We start from the raw sequence: 15,359 nt of genomic DNA, 5'->3' as shown, positions 1-15,359 counted from the left end.
ACCCCTACTTACTTCTTATATCTATATAATTTGTACACTATGGACCAATCTTTTAGTTCCTGAGCTTTTTCAGGCTTGACTCCCGTCTGGAATGAAAAATTGCACAATCTTGCCCTGTAGGGACTTACAGTGAAATCCTTCAATTTAAATTCATTTGAATTAACTATCTTTCTATCTTCATTCAAAAGTGTAACAGGCACTTTTTCCAGTGTGATTGGTTTCAGTGCAGCATTTCTCATAACGCAGGTAGCAAGTATAGTCCCATCTGTATTTATACCTATACTGAAGGTTGATATACTAAATTCACCTTCTTCTATATCAGGCAATCCGTCTAGGAAATCCTGAAGAACCTTTTTATCCTTGTCTGATATTTTTTCAGGCAGTCCTTCATACCTAGTTTTCACTTTCCTACTTATTTTAAATGTTCCATTTAAAGCAAGTTCCCACTTTTCAGGTATTTTGTCTACTTTAACATTTTCCTTGTTGAAATAGATCTTTATCGGTCTTACTGAATGGGGAGGAAGTTGTCCTAATGCTCTCAAGTCAAAAAGTTGGCTTGCAAGTATTTCACCCTTTGAACCTTTTATCACAAAAGGTATGTCCTCTAAATTTAAGTTTTCAGAAAGACCATTTCTAACATATACCTTTATTTCATACTTATCTCCCTGGTCAAATATATAAGCACCGGATACGTTGAGCTCTCCCTCTTTTATTGGGGGCAATTCTTTTATCTCATCTTCCAGTATCTCTTTATGTACATCTGATATTACAACATTATCCTTATCCAAAAGAGATAATTTTGTTGATACATAATCATTTTCATTATTTTCCACATTCGGTTCTGTCTTCTTAACCATATATTGTTCCTCCATTTACACATTTACCTTACACAAAATTATTTTACAATATAGCACATTATATTCCAAATAATTTCATATTAAATCATTTCATACAATTATAATATGTACATTATACTATAATAAATTATTTTATTCTATATAGTACAGCTAATTACCATGATAAGGATACATCCATTAAATGTATATTTAAAACAGGAACTGCAACTATACTGCAGTTCCCTAAATATTATTTTATGGTTACATTAGCTACATTTTTATTATTTTTTACTGCCATTACACTAACCGGCATATTTTTATGTTCCTTCTTTAATTGTTTTGCATATTTGTCTGCAAGTGCTTTGGCATCTGCATCGCTGGTACCATCTTTTATAACCATTGTTGCTATTACTCTATTATTTTGAATATATACCTTTCCATTGGATATTATCTTTTCCTTTTTAAGTTGGTCGGTCTTGTCCTTATTTACAGATATATTTGACTCTGTACTTTTTTTGGAACTCTGGGATGTACTTTTAGAATTATCACTGCTCTGTGATGATTTGTTTCCAGAAGAACAAGCTGTAAATGATACAAACAAGGCACAAATTACAGCTATCAAACCCAGCTTTTTCAAATTACTTTTCACTAAATATCACTCTCCACACAATACTTGTTTATTACGCTACAATATCTATTGTAACACATTCTGAACTTATTAATAGTGAATTTTGAACTGTTAATAAACTTTTAAACTAATTGTTCAGATTGTATTGAAACTCATCTACTGCTTCCATATAATTATTCTGTGCATTTTTTAAATTAACCTGCTCATATTTCAGTGAAAGTTGTGCTGAATCCGCCTGAAGCTGGACAGCAGTTCCTTCTTTTACTTTTGAAAGTATTGTATTGTAGTTTGCCATGGCACTTTCAACTTTTACATTTTCCAGTGATATGTTGTCCTCAAGGTTTTTAATATTGTAATAACTGTTCCACAGGCCTATTTTAGTGTTCAACTCGGTATCTGCAAGAGAGTTTTCAAGGTCCTGAATACTTAATCCCGTACTTACTTCACCTGAATCATCATTATAGGAATACTGCTTGTATATGGCCTCTTTAATTTTTAATATTTCCAAATTATTGTTTATCTTTTCCATATTGTAGTTGTTTTTCACTGCAGTATCAATTTTACTTTCTATATTGCCGTAATCAAACTTGCTGTATTGCTTTTGTGTGGGAAGTAAAGTCAAATTACTATCCAAATCCATATTTATCTTCTGTTTTATAGTCAACAGATTTTGCTGCAACTGGGCTTTTGGTGTATTTAATGAAGCCTGAAACTGACTTTTCTGTACATTCAATGACTGAAGTGTATCCTGTGTAAGCACTCCATTTTCTATTTTTATCTTAGTCTGCTCTATTTGTTTGTCTACATTTTCTATTTGATCATTTATGATGTTTATTTGATCCTTACAAGCCAGGGCACTTAAATACTGCTGCTGCAGTGTAAATTTAAGTTTTTGAAGTGCATCAGTTCTGTCATGCTTGGCATCTTTTATGTTCTGCTCGTCAAGTTTGGGTATAACATCTGTCTGAAGTTTTATAGCTGCATACTGTCCTCTTGGATAATTTACCTGAGTAGTACCGCTATTGTTTATAAGAGCTGCATTCATGTTGTCCCTGTCAAACTGTTTTTGATAGAGTAGTATTTTCTGATCCTTGTTTTTAATTTCAATACTATTTTTTTCCAGATAATTCAGGGCATCATCCAAACTCAAAGTTTGATCTCCCACTATGGAATTTACTGTAGAACTATTTGATGAAGTGGAAGTTGTAGTCGTACCTGCTGCTGCAAAACATGTGGCATTTATGCTTAGAGTCATTGCCACCGCAACTATTATACTCAATCTTTTTTTCATATTTTAGCCTCCATTGATTTTTAGTTGATTTTGGAAGTATCATTTCCAATACCGCATGCCTGATTCAATTTCAACTGTGCCATCCATATATCCCTTTGAGCGGATTTTACAGTGTTTTGGGCGGTTTTCACATTTAAAGCTGCATCATCAAGGTCACTTTTGCTCAATACACCTGAATTATATTTAACTGCAGCATTATCATAATTTGTCTTGTCCATTGCAAGGGCATCTTTTTTTGAGGAAAGCATCCTGGATTTCACCTGAAGATCGCTGTACAAACTGTTTACTTCAGAATTTATATTGAGCTTTTGAATTTCAAGATTGTCTGAAGCATTTTCTATTTTTGCCTTTGCAAGTCTGTTTGGGATAGACTGCTTGTCAGGAAATACTCCATTTGCTATATCATATTCAAATTTCTGTAAATTTATATTCTCCTGTCCCACCAGTATCTCAGCCCTGTTCTTAAGGGCATCACTTAGATACTCACTACAGTTTCTTATATATGGAGTTTCAGTAAGCTTGTCCCTGAATAATACATCATATTTTGTATATATATCTGCTCCTACAGTCTTGTTCATGTTCATGGTGTCCACTTCATATTGCCTCTGGGCTTTGTCCGTACTTGCCTTTTGAGTGTAGTATTCAGCCTCTGCCTGTTTTTCATCTGATTGGGATATGCTTCCCAAACCAAGTTTCAATTGTGCAGATTTATATTTGTTTTCTGCATTTTTCAATTTTTCATCTTCCAGATCCAGAGAATCCTTGTCGTTCATAAGTACAGTATATTGAGTGTAGGCAGAGAGCTTTATTTCATTTTCTGCTACAGACTTCATCTTCGTATATTTATATTCGGAGAACTTGTCTTCTTTTTGTGGATTTGCTATTCCCTCCATAAGTGAAAGTCTGGTGTAGGCATCTAGATTAGGGCCTCCCTCATCAAGTTGATCTGCATAGCTGCTGGCGTTTTTGGCATCTGAATTATATGTATTCTGAGCCTGTTTTATAGAAATATCTATGTTTTTGATCTTATAGGAATTTGCGATTGCAGAGTCTATAGAAGAATCTATATCAAGTGTACTGGTATTTCCCTGAGCAAAGACTGCAGTAGTTGAAGAAATGGTAATTAATGCAGTTAAAGCCAATATTTTTACTTTATTCATACGTTCCTCCTTACTTGTTCACATTTTTCCATATTATCATTAAATTATGAGTAATGAATTAATTTTACCATAAATATAACTGAAGGTAAAATTATAGGTACTATGCAATTTTAATATCACATAGTACCATAAATTATAATTATTTTGCAGTAACAGTGTAACCATCTAAATCATCACTTGAAGGTGAATAGGTAGTATACCCATAATTTCCATGTTTTTCACTTCTTATGTTTATACTTGAGCTGTTTGCAGAAATCTTTATAGTGTCGCCCTTGTCAAAAGATGATGAACTGAATTTATAAACTACATTTTTTCCATCAACACTTACAGAAGTTGGACTAAGAGTTTTTCCTGTAGTGGTATCCTTGAATTCAAAATCGTCACTGTACTGATTCTGTATATCCTTGTCCAAACTCTGATTGAATACAACATTTACAGTATCATTATTTGAAGATGAAACTGCTGTAAACTGATCTGATTTTGTTGTAGGCGGTATATAGATTATGGTAGATCCTGTCCTTATACTTCTTCCTGCAGAATCTACTGAATTGCTGTTTACTATACTTACATTGGTGCTTTCACCACAGTTCTTTATGGCATTTATCTTTTCACCATTTTTAACTCCGGATTTGTATGTAAGTACAACATCATTTCCACTTGAGGAAATACTATCAGGTGTGTATCCATCTACTCTGAAATCATTCATATCAAGTATATCAAGTGAGCCTGTAAGTGAAACTTTGACTTTTATGTCATCTCCACTGAATGTCATCTGGGAAGTTCCGGATATGAGTCCAGGTCCATCACTACTGTAGTCTGTGCTTATATCTCCAATATAGGAGCCAAGGTCAAGGGAATTTCCATCCTGATCCACTACATCTTTAACTCCAAGTTGAATTACACTTGTAGATGAGCTTCCACTACCTATAGTGTAATTGGAGGAAAATTCAATGGTTACACTCTTGTCATCATAGGAAGATGTTACTGTTGCACCTCCTGGAAGACTTTTGACTTGACCCGTTCCATCCCTGAATACATAATTTGATTTATTTGATATTGAATCGTCATCCATGGTCTTGCTGAAGAACATTGTAACGGCATGGTCATTATCTGCTCTTTTTACTATTTCTGTAACAGAAAGCCCACTGGTGTCCATACCTGATACTGAAGTTGTATAGTCATCCATTACATTTGCCTTTGCCTCTGTGTCTATGATGTTCTTTACTGTAAGATTATATTTTGAGCCGTTCAATGTGTTGTCATCAAATTTGAGATCAAAGGTTCTGTTGTTGTTTCCATCTACAGTTATGGTATTTATACTGTCCAATTTGTAACTTATGTTGTTTCCCTCTGAATCGGTAATAGTGTAATTTCCCTTGTTTGTAGCATAACTTCTGACTACATCCTTGTTGAATTTCACCCTTATGGTATTGTCATCAAGAACACTTGCAGATGTAACTGAAGGTTTCTGGCTGCTGCTTCCATAGTAAAGGCTCATGCTTGTCTGGGAAATTGAGTTCTGGAAAGTATCTTCTATATTGTTTTTTACCAGTATGGTGTTTGTACCCTGATTCAGCATGCTTCCTACATTCTTTATCTTGACCACGCTGTCCCCTGAACCTGAATCAAAAGTTACATAGGATGAATCCACATTTACAGTATCACCATTTATCTTGTAGTTTCCAGGCTCAAGTGCTGTTTCCTGATCCATTGCCCTGTTGTATTTTATATAAATGGTACCTGCATTGTTGGTTGTCACACTTTCAACCTGAGGTTTTCCAGATACGGATTCAACGGTAAATGATTTTGACTGGCTCTGGATTGGAATGTTGGCACCATTGTCAAACTTGCTTCCTGAAGTTCCGTCAGGCATGGTAAATGTATTGTCACCTATGGGAAGAATGGAATCAAAGTATAGATCCACCCCGTCTGCCCAGTCTCCACACTGATCTTTAAGTTCGGAGTTTGAGGTGTCCAATCCGTAGTTTCTGACACTTCTCTTGTTTATCTTCATGGAAGACAGATCACTTTTAGACATTCTTACAGGCTCTGTAAATTTGACTTTAAGTTTGTTTCCACCTATTGGAGTTACGGATTCAATGGATGGTGAGCCTGTTTCCTGAAATGTAACTTCCTTTTCGTATTTTGTAATGCTGGCAGCTGTACCATCAGTAAATACATTGCTCTTTACGGTAAAGTCAACTTTTTTACCCTGGGAAAATGGATTCCTGAATGTTATTAAAACAGTTCTATCATCATCTTGAAGATATGCTGATGACTGTGTCTGTGTTTCCGAGCCAAGGGAATTTCCATCTATGGCATAGTTTGCAACTCTCTCTGCAGAACTCTTGTCTACAACAGTGTTGAATACTACTTTTATCTGATTGAGTCCAACTGCGGTTACAGAGTTTATCGTAGCACTTTCGCCTACAATTCCATTTGCTGCATTTTTGATGTCAGAAACAGTTTTGTCCGAAATTACACCCTTTTCCGATATTACATTGAGCTGTGTGGATGAAGATGCTTTTGACTTTATGTAGTTGAGTGCATTTGTAGTCTGAGTATCTCCCTCACCATTTACAAGTACAAGTGGTGATGAGTTTATCCCTGCAAGGGATGCAGATATAAGGGAATCTGCATATCTGGTGCCTGATGCATTTGCAACATATATTTTATCGGATTTCAAACTGCTGTCAAAGGCTTTTAGTATATTGAGATTGGTTGCAAATCTATCCGAACCACCATCTATCCTGTTTACTCCACCTACAGCCTTGTAGGCAACATCATTTATAACATTGCTTGTACCAACTACTGTAACTTTTGAGCTGCTGCTTTTGATAAAGTCAACTACGGAAGACATGGATTTTGTATTATTGTCACCTAAAAGAAGTATTTCATCTTTTACTGCTGCTGTAGGAGCTGCAGAAAGTGCATCTGAAAAATTGCTTCCTGCTGTCATCATAACATTTGAAGGGTCCATGCCAAGTTTTACAAGTTGATTGGCTACAGCTGCATTTGTTTCATATCTGTTTTTTCCTGAGAGTTCAATTAGATTGTAGTTTTCGGATTTCAATTGATTCCTTATGCTCTGGGATATTACTCCAGTACCACCTACAATATATATGTTCTTGGGTTTCAATTTATCCAGTGCATCTTTTGCACTACTATTTAGAGATGAACTTCCTGTAAGGAGTATTGGAGCATTCAGCTTTTTTGAAAGTACAACTGAACTTATAGCATCTGCATATCCTTCTCCTGATACGAGAACTACATTGTCAGGGTTTGTCCAGTTAGAAGTTGCTGCTGAAGCTGCAGTTTCATAGCTGTCTGTACCGCTAATAGTTGTAACTTCACCTGCTGCACTTGCAAAAGCTGCAGGAGCTGCAGTGGATATGGCAAGTGTGAGTACTGCCGTACTTCCTATAGTTTTAATTGCCGTGTTTTTCATAAAATTTTCTACCTCCAATGATTTTATGGGAATATAAGAATATTGTACCATAGATAATAATCGTTTAGATAAAATTTCACATAAAAAAGTTACCTCACTTTAGAAATAACTTTCTAAAAATGAGGTAACTTTTTTTCTATAAATTAAGTATATCTAAATTTTAGTTAGCTGAAATAGTTACTGTAACACCACTTAAATCATCAGAAGATGGTACATAATAAGCATAGTCACCATTTCCATCTTTAACTGTTGAAATATCTTTTAATGTATCACCAAGAGTATCTTTAGGAGTAACTACTATTGTACTTGCATCCTTGAATGATTGTATATTATCATTATCCTGGTCAAATGTAAATGTAACTGTATTGTTATTGTTATTTATTACAGCATTATCTGCCTCTATAGTAGTTCCACCTATATTAAATTTAAAATCGGTAGCTCTAACATTAGCAATTGGAGTATCAAATTGAACAGTAACACTTGCATCAGTAACCTTACCATCAGTTATAGTTTTACTTGCAGTCCAGTAATTAGTTGCAACATCATTTGAATCTTTAGTTACAACTGTCTTAGGAGCTGCATTATAGAAATATGGTGTTATTGTCTTATCAGTTATAGTAGTATTAGTAAGTGCAGCACCAGTTACATCTTTAACACTACTATCCACACTGTTAAGGACAACTTTGTTTCCTAATGCTTTAATTTTATTGATATTGGTTGTTAAATCACTATCATCCTTAGGATTTCTATTGAATGTAAGAGTTAAACCACCATTTTTATTAACACTAACTGCATCAGCAGCAATTGCAATGCTTCCATCACTATTTCCTAACTTGAAATTATCTTTACTAGTAGCTGATAACGTATCAGCATCAACTGGGTTCTCAAAATTTACATCAGCCTTTAAATCTTTTCCATCATAGTAAATAGTTAATGAATTATCTTTTGCTTTTACAAAATCAACCGATGTTGTTGGAACACTTCCACCATTATTTCCTACATCAAGTGAATTACCATTAGAATCTTTAACTCCTGTTGCATATACAGCAGCTACTTTATTAGAATCATTGCTAGCAGTTGTTGAAAGTGAAGTATCAGATAAGTCAATAGTAACACTCTTATTGTCGTTGCTTACTGAAATATGTGTTTTACTTGGGAATGATTTAGCTGGATCCCCAGCAGCATTTACATACTTATAGTTTGATATATCGTCAAGAGTACCTGCATCCATTTCCTTAGTAAATACTAATGTAACCTTTGTAGAACTTACATTGTAAATTTTCACTCCTGAATTTACATCATCTGAACCACTAAATGTGCCTACATAATCATTCATTACATTTGGAGTTGAAGCTAAATCCTGTATATTCTTAATTGTTATACTATAATTTGAATCACTCAATTTATTGCTACCAGTTAGAGGTATATCAACTATATCTGTTGAAGTATCACTTGTTGATCCACCTGGAATAGTAATAGTACCAATCTGATTAGTTATATCATTGCCAGAATTATCTCTTAACTTATAATTTGAAACATTTCTAGCATAACTTGCATCTACATCCTTACTAAATTTAACTCTTATAGTATTGTCATTAAGAGCATAAACAGAACTTACTGCAGGTTTAGTTGTATCTTCGTCCAAATTAAATGATTCATTAGTATCATCTTCAACATAATTTCCATAAGCATCTTTTATATTATTGCTTATATATATAGTATTTGAATTTTTGTTTAATTTTGCATTTCCTTTTAAACCACTTATTTTAATTTGTGTATCATCTTTTTTAAGTTCAATGTCTGAAACATTAGTTCCTTTAGTTAATACATAACCATTTATTTTGAAATTATCATCAGTAGTAGCTGTCTTTTTGTCTAACGCCCTATCAAAGTTTACATATACTTTACCATTATCTTCAGCAGTTATGCTTGTAATCTTTGGAGTGCTAGTCAAAGTATCTACATTAAAATCTTCAGTTGTTTCTGAAACTGGGAATCCAGCTGCATCTTCTAATTCATCATCACTTCCATCAGAAACCTTTAGAGTATTATCACCAGTCTTTAATGCTGTAGTAAAATAGAAATCTATTTCATTAGTCCAATAGGAAACTTTATTAGTATTTTTATCAATAGACTTAACAGCATCTTTTGCTTCTGTATTATCAGTATCCAAACCTAATGATGCTATATTATTTCCATTTACTTTAAATTTACTATACACACCACTAGCACTTTGATTTGATCCTACATTAATTGGTTCTGAAAATTTAACAACTAATTTTTTATTTCCTCTAACTTCAACTGAATCTAATGTAGGAGCTGTAGTATCAGAGAATGTTACATTTTGTGTAAACTCTGGAACTGTATTTGCCTTATCATCAGTTAATATTCCCTTTCTAACTTTAACATCAACACTCTTATTTTGATCTTGTTTATCACTAAGTGTAATTAAAACAGTCTTATTGTCATCCTGAAGCGTTGCTTTAGCATTGGTATCCAATCCTTCATTAGCATCTGCATCTGCATCAGTAAGTTGTGATCCATCAACTTCATAATTAGTTACATCTTCAGCTGTATCCTGATCAACTTCCTGATTGAATACAACCTTTATCTGATTTAATCCAGTAGCAGTTATTGATGAAACTTCTGGATCAGGATTAACTTTATTAATTGCATTTTCTATTGCAGTAACAGTATCCTCTGAAACTACTCCAGTTCCACCAACTACCTGTAAATCAGTAGCCTTTGTAGCCTTAGTTCCGATGTAGTTTATAGCATTAGTAGTTCCAGTTGATGATTCTTTATCAACTAATACCAATGGTGCTGAATATTTTCCAGCTATTGCTGAAGCAACCAATGCATCTGCATATAAGTTGTCAGGATTAGCCTGTGTAGCATTTGCAACATAAAGCTTGTCTGCTTTTAAGTCGCTGTCAAATGCTTTTAATACATTTATGTTGGTAGCAAATCTATCTGCTCCACCATTGATTCTCTTATCTGCATTCAACTGATTGTATATTGCATCACTTACTACATTAGTAGTTCCTACTACTGTAACATTTGAATCTTTAGCAAATTCAGCTGTATTCTTCATTGTATCAGCATTATTGTTTGTAAGTAATAATATTTCATTGTCAGCTGCTGCTACTGGTGCTACAGATAATGCATCTGCAAATCCAGTTCCTGCTACTGCAATTATGTTATCCTTGCTTACTCCCAAGTCAACTAATTTGTTAGCTATAGCCAGGTTAGTAGCATATCTGTCTTTTCCACCAAGTCTGGTTACAGTGTAATTTGATTTTAATCCAGATTCAATTGAAGCTGATATTGATCCAGTTCCACCAATGATGTATACATTCTTTGCTTTCAAAGTCTCAATTGCTGACTTTGCATTTGCATCAAGTGTTTTTGAACCTGTAAGTACTATTGGGGCATCTAATTTCTTAGCCAATACAGATGCACTTACTGAATCTGCATAACCTTCTCCTGAAACCAATACAACATTATCACTAGTTGTAAAGTTTGTTGTAGCAACTTTTGCTGCTGTTTCATATCTGTCTGTTCCACCTACTCTTGTAGCCTGTCCGTTTGCTGCAGCCTTAACGTTACCAGTTGCTAATGCTGTAGTCAAAACTAATGACATAAGTGTAGCACTTGCAAGTGCTTTTGTACCCTTTTTATTCATGTTGTAAAAAACCTCCTCGATTAAGTGAATTTTAATTAAAATTCTTTAAATTTAAAGATAAATATATATATATTTTTAAATATATACTGATTGTTAGAGTAAAACGTACCTTATGTAATAGCTATAATTCTAAAAGCAAATAACATTATATCACATATATTCTGCACATTCTACTATTTTAGTGTAATTTTATATAATATTATATGTTTTCATATAATATATATGAATTGTATAATTAATCTAAATTCTTTTCCTATTATATCATAGTGTGTATATGATTTCTAGAGGATATGTCTACCAAATTAGGATTATTATAAAATTTTACCCAGTTTATATTATTCTATAATAAACTGGGTAATCCTTCTTTTTAAATATTTTTTATTTTATTCTATATCTATTATTGAAAATGGGTCGTATAAACTTTCTACCGAAGGAGTAACTACACCTGTCCCTCCGACTATTATAATATTTGCTCCACCATTCTTGTTTATTATATAGTTTCTTGCATTTACAGAATAAGAATCTGCTGCCTGTGATGTAAGTACAAGAGGTGATCCGTTGTTTGCTGCAGCTGCGGATGCTACAAGTGCATCTGCAAATTGAGTATTTGTAACCCCTCCCATTGCCAGGTATATTGTGCTGAAATCAATTCCGCCATTGTTGTTGAAATAGTCAAGTACTGCAAGGTTTGTAGCATAACGGTTTGCCGTATTTCCCGTTACCTTGTTTCCATTTACAGAACTTACAACGGACTGCGGAAGAACTGCGTCTCCTCCGACTGCCTTTACTGTCAATGAATTTTCACTAACTACATCTTTAACTACATCACTTACACCTGTGCTGCTTGCAAGTAATACAGGATATCCCTTTTGTGCTGCAACAGCTGCAACTGAAAGTGCATCCGCATAGCCGTCTTTTCCATTTACAAGCATTCCAGTTTTCTGGCCGCCCATTGAGATAACCTTCTCTGCGACAGCTGCATTTGTTCCCATTCTGGTAGTATCTCCAGTACCCTGTATACGCTCTACAGTATAATTTGAATCAAGGCTTGTCTCAATAGAGCTTGACACAACTCCTGTCCCACCTACTATGTATACATTTTTTGCCCCAATATCGGAAATAGTCTTTGATACTTCACTTTCAAGGCTGCTGCCTCCTGATGTCAAGAGTATAGGTGCCTTGAGAAGCTTTGCAAGTGGTGTGGCACTTACCGCATCCGCATAACCATAGCCATTTACAAGTACTACATTGTCCGTTTTGCTGCTTGCAAACTGTTTCTCCGCAAGGTTGTCCGCAGTAGCTATCCTGGTTGCCCCGTCTACTCTCGAAACATTGAAATTTGTATCACTTGCTTTGGCAGTTATCCCCCCAAGGCTTAGGGTCATTACAAGTGCCAAAGATGAAAAAGCTAGTATTTTTTTGATGTTAACCATTACTTTATATAATCCTCCTTTAAATTTCTTAATTACTATTATATAACAACAAAATTTATTTTCCTATCTAAATTTACACAATTTTTGTTGTAACTTTTTGCTAACTTATAAATAAACTGATTAGTGTAGAAAGATTTTACGAGGTGAAAATTGTATGGCTTTTTCCGATAGAGAACTGCTGGCAAGAATTATACAATGTGAAGCCGGCGGTGAAGGTGAAAATGGAATGAAAGCCGTTGCTACTGTTATTATGAATAGGGTCAGGGTTCCCTATGGAGAGTACCAGAGAATAGGCCAGGGAAGTATACGAAATGTACTCTACCAGGAGGGGCAGTTCGACTGTATGCGTACTGAGATAAGGGGAGTACCAAATCAACAAAATATATGGAATGCCCGACCTGAACAGATACATTATGATATTGCGGATTGGGCCCTTGCAGGGAACAGGCTGTTTACCATAGGTTATTCACTGTGGTATTTCAATCCATATGCTCCTTGTCCAAGTTTTTTTCCTTCCAGTGGAGTTGGCAGGTTTCAAGTAACTATACCGCAGCACTGCTTTTACAATCCTACAGAACTATATGCACAAACTTAACAACAATTAAATGGAGGTAATCAATTTATGATTTCAAGTTACCCTGATTATTTTGCACCAATGCCTATGATGCCAAGAGGCATCCCTACAATTCCGGGATATTCCATAGGCAATATAGAAAGCCCAATAACCCGTATGGAGGAAGATTCAGACCAGGCGGATTATGAAAGCGACAACTTTGAAAATGAAGATACTGAAGAGAATAATATTAATGAAAGCAAAAATTCGGACAACACACAACAAGATGAAAATCCGGAGGATATTTCAGAAAGCAAAGATAATATAGATATAAATATAGATAAAGGACTTACAAGACAGCAAACAGGTGCAACTGGACCTGCTGCAACCGGGCCTACCGGTCCCCCACCTTTCGAGATGGCTCCAGGATCTCCTGTAGAACAGGATATAAACTACACCCAGGGATATTTGAGAACCCAGATAGGCAAAAGGGTTAGAGTAACTTTTCTCCTTGGTACGGGAACCCTTCAAGACCGTACGGGAATACTTACAAATGTAGGAATAAGTTATATCATAATCAGAAATGAAGAAACAAATACCCGTGAACTTGCAGATATATATTCCATAAAATTTGTGTCCATATTTGATTAAGACCAATAAGTTAGGTAAGTTAAGGGGACAGTTAACAACTTTTCAAAAGTTGTTAACTGTCCCCTGTTTTCCACGTTTTTATTTTACAGTTTTTATCCTGTAGTTTTTAAAATGCTTCTCTATTTTTTCAAGTGATACATTTCGTGTTTCCGGTGCATATTTATATATGAAAACTATCCCCAGAACCCCAAGTGCTGCAAATGAAATAAATGAGTAGGACAATCCAACCGACTTAAGCATCACAGGGAATATAAGCCCTATAAAGAAATTTGCCATCCATAGGAAGAATACTGAAATACCCATTCCGATTCCCCTAAGCCTAAGTGGGAATATTTCTGATAAAAGAAGCCAGCATACCGGGCCAACACACCCCTGAAAGAAAGCCAGGAATACTACGGTCAAGCCAAGTACGGCAAATGGCAGAAGGCCTGAACCCTGTAATTTTGAAGTTACAACAGACATTGTTAACATTGAAAGTGTAGTCCCTGTAAGCCCCGTTAGAAGCAACTGTCTTCTATCAAACCTGTTTGCAAGGAATTTTATGAATATAAATGCAGCTGCAACAGCTACTACTCCGTTTGCTATATTTGCAATTAGGGCCACTTGAGTCCCAAATCCAGATTGTTCAAGAATTGTAGTCCCATAATACATAATTATATTAATTCCAGGGATTTGCTGGGTAATGGCTATTCCTATGCCGATAAGCACAAGATGCCTTATCCATGGAACCCGCAAATCTTTAAAAGTAGCCTTGTCCAAATGCTTTTCAGCTTCAATGCTCTTTGAGATTTCCTTTATTTCTATTTTTGCCTCTGCTTCATTTCTGATTTCCCTTAAAACTTCAAGGGCTTTGGCGGCTTTTCCATTGGCAGCCAGCCATCTAGGTGTCTCAGGAACTACAAGCATTCCAAACCATAGAAAAACTGCAGGAACTGATGCAATTACTATCATATATCTCCATATGTGTGAATTATTCACGAATATATTTCCCAGTGCAGCATTTAATGTATATGCCATAAGCTGTCCTGTTACAATCATCATCTCATTTTGAGAAACAACACTTCCTCTCCTGTTTGTAGGTGCCATTTCAGCTAAAAATGTAGGTACTATAACCGATGCTCCACCTACAGCCAGTCCTAATATAAATCTGCAAACAATCATAATCATTGCATTAGGTGAAAAAGTACACCCGAGTGTTGCAATAAAGAAGATAAGTGCAATGAGTTTTATTATACTTTTTCTGCCGTATTTGTCGGATAATCGCCCTCCCAATACAGCTCCAAAGGCTGATCCAAACAGTATTGAACTTGTAACTAATCCTTCAAGTGCCGGAGTTAGATTCAATTGGTCCGCCCTGCTCATAAAAGGCAGTGCGCCATTGATTACTCCAGTATCATATCCAAATAGAAGCCCACCCATGGTGGATATAATGGATATTTTCTTTAAATTTGATTCTTTCTTAATATTTTGAAAACATTCTTGAGAGTAATCTTCCATAATATCTTCCTCCATACAATTTATATATACTTTCATCTTATAATATATAATAATTTTATTTTAAGTAACAACTTTATTTTATATCAAAGTTGTTACTTTGTAAATACTGCTAATGTTATTCAACTTTGATTATTTCAAAATATCATCCAATATCACCTTGTGAAAACGAGAACAATT

The 15,359-nt window shown here is 34.9% G+C and carries 10 protein-coding genes; 2 read left to right on the top strand and 8 right to left on the bottom strand.

Going from position 1 to position 15,359, the window contains the following annotated elements; all coding sequences use genetic code 11:
- Positions 1–8: 8 nt before the first annotated feature.
- The 7 genes from J418_RS0105900 to J418_RS0105870 form a co-directional block, all read right to left on the bottom strand.
- A complete protein-coding gene (locus J418_RS0105900; RefSeq protein WP_017895063.1) occupies positions 9–857 on the bottom strand; it encodes an SLAP domain-containing protein in 849 nt (282 codons plus the stop codon).
- A gap of 229 nt (positions 858–1,086) precedes the next feature.
- Positions 1,087–1,485 (bottom strand): hypothetical protein, encoded by a 399-nt coding sequence (locus J418_RS0105895; RefSeq protein WP_017895062.1) that lies wholly within the window; start codon positions 1,483–1,485, stop codon positions 1,087–1,089.
- Positions 1,486–1,591: 106 nt separating this feature from the next.
- Positions 1,592–2,755, bottom strand: coding sequence for a TolC family protein (locus tag J418_RS0105890; RefSeq protein WP_017895061.1), 1,164 nt, complete (start codon positions 2,753–2,755; stop codon positions 1,592–1,594).
- Between the two features lie 20 nt (positions 2,756–2,775).
- Positions 2,776–3,915: a TolC family protein gene (locus J418_RS0105885; protein WP_017895060.1), complete on the bottom strand. Its 1,140-nt coding sequence runs from the start codon at positions 3,913–3,915 to the stop codon at positions 2,776–2,778.
- A 139-nt stretch (positions 3,916–4,054) separates the two neighbouring features.
- A complete protein-coding gene (locus J418_RS0105880; RefSeq protein WP_023625453.1) occupies positions 4,055–7,363 on the bottom strand; it encodes a cell wall-binding repeat-containing protein in 3,309 nt (1,102 codons plus the stop codon).
- Between the two features lie 160 nt (positions 7,364–7,523).
- Entirely contained in the window at positions 7,524–11,048 is a 3,525-nt protein-coding gene (locus tag J418_RS15470) for a cell wall-binding repeat-containing protein (RefSeq protein ID WP_035123794.1), read from the bottom strand.
- Between the two features lie 383 nt (positions 11,049–11,431).
- The gene (locus tag J418_RS0105870) at positions 11,432–12,481 is read right to left on the bottom strand and encodes a cell wall-binding repeat-containing protein (protein ID WP_017895059.1); all 1,050 of its coding nucleotides are present in this window, start codon (positions 12,479–12,481) and stop codon (positions 11,432–11,434) included.
- Between the two features lie 154 nt (positions 12,482–12,635).
- Here J418_RS0105870 and J418_RS0105865 point away from each other — a divergent pair, with 154 nt between their 5' ends.
- Both J418_RS0105865 and J418_RS0105860 read left to right on the top strand, forming a co-directional pair.
- Entirely contained in the window at positions 12,636–13,076 is a 441-nt protein-coding gene (locus J418_RS0105865; RefSeq protein ID WP_017752033.1) for a cell wall hydrolase, read from the top strand.
- Positions 13,077–13,283: 207 nt separating this feature from the next.
- On the top strand, positions 13,284–13,685 hold the full coding sequence (locus J418_RS0105860; RefSeq protein WP_376701654.1) for a hypothetical protein: 402 nt from the start codon (positions 13,284–13,286) through the stop codon (positions 13,683–13,685).
- A 78-nt stretch (positions 13,686–13,763) separates the two neighbouring features.
- Here J418_RS0105860 and J418_RS0105855 read toward each other — a convergent pair whose 3' ends face one another.
- Positions 13,764–15,182 (bottom strand): sugar porter family MFS transporter, encoded by a 1,419-nt coding sequence (locus J418_RS0105855; RefSeq protein WP_017895058.1) that lies wholly within the window; start codon positions 15,180–15,182, stop codon positions 13,764–13,766.
- Positions 15,183–15,359: the final 177 nt, after the last annotated feature.

It is taken from the genome of Clostridium tyrobutyricum DSM 2637 = ATCC 25755 = JCM 11008, assembly GCF_000359585.1.
Classification (GTDB): Bacteria; Bacillota; Clostridia; order Clostridiales; family Clostridiaceae; genus Clostridium_B; species Clostridium_B tyrobutyricum.
Note: the sequence above shows the minus strand (reverse complement) of the source record. Positions and strands in the feature narration are given on the sequence as shown.

Excerpts from the sequence above, each read along its gene's own strand:
- J418_RS0105900 (WP_017895063.1), bottom strand. The coding sequence starts at position 857 with ATGGTTAAGAAGACAGAACCGAATGTGGAAAATAATGAAAATGATTAT.
- J418_RS0105890 (WP_017895061.1), bottom strand. The coding sequence starts at position 2,755 with ATGAAAAAAAGATTGAGTATAATAGTTGCGGTGGCAATGACTCTAAGC.
- J418_RS0105885 (WP_017895060.1), bottom strand. The coding sequence starts at position 3,915 with ATGAATAAAGTAAAAATATTGGCTTTAACTGCATTAATTACCATTTCT.
- J418_RS0105880 (WP_023625453.1), bottom strand. The coding sequence starts at position 7,363 with ATGAAAAACACGGCAATTAAAACTATAGGAAGTACGGCAGTACTCACA.
- J418_RS15470 (WP_035123794.1), bottom strand. The coding sequence starts at position 11,048 with ATGAATAAAAAGGGTACAAAAGCACTTGCAAGTGCTACACTTATGTCA.
- J418_RS0105870 (WP_017895059.1), bottom strand. The coding sequence starts at position 12,481 with ATGGTTAACATCAAAAAAATACTAGCTTTTTCATCTTTGGCACTTGTA.
- J418_RS0105865 (WP_017752033.1), top strand. The coding sequence starts at position 12,636 with ATGGCTTTTTCCGATAGAGAACTGCTGGCAAGAATTATACAATGTGAA.
- J418_RS0105855 (WP_017895058.1), bottom strand. The coding sequence starts at position 15,182 with ATGGAAGATTACTCTCAAGAATGTTTTCAAAATATTAAGAAAGAATCA.